At 55.1% G+C, this 434-nt stretch carries 1 pseudogene; it reads right to left on the bottom strand.

Features of this window, described 5'->3' with window-relative positions:
• Positions 1 to 434, bottom strand: a pseudogene (locus tag JMV15_RS28110) (DUF748 domain-containing protein); the annotation flags it as partial.

The raw sequence follows: 434 nt of genomic DNA, 5'->3' as shown, positions 1-434 counted from the left end.
TTAATCCGCGATGGGGTTGAGCTGTTCGTAACGAGCATTGAACGCCTGCATGAACCCATTGCGCAGAAACGCGATCACCGCAGAAAACGCACTGACATTTTGCTGATGCACGCTACCGCTCAGCTCCACACGGGTGGCGAACTGGTTTTTACGCTGGTTTTTCAGCACGGTTTCGCTGGCGCCCACCACTGCTTCCCAGATTGAGCGGAAGATATTCTTGTCCTGGTTTTCAACGTCTTGTTGCCAATCGAACACCTCCACATCACGCCGCATTGGCTTGATGTAGCCGGTGAGCCGGCCATTTTCAGCCTGGGCCTCGATCACCACATCACCCGTGCCTGCCTTGAAGTCGAACTTGCCATAGGCCGATGCAAAGTCGTTCATGCGTTTGAGTTGCAGGTCGCGGGCGCGGAAGCGGAACTCGAACTCTTCGA

Origin of the sequence: Pseudomonas paracarnis (genome assembly GCF_904063055.1) — a bacterium.
GTDB lineage: Bacteria > Pseudomonadota > Gammaproteobacteria > Pseudomonadales > Pseudomonadaceae > Aquipseudomonas > Aquipseudomonas paracarnis.
Note: the sequence above shows the minus strand (reverse complement) of the source record. Positions and strands in the feature narration are given on the sequence as shown.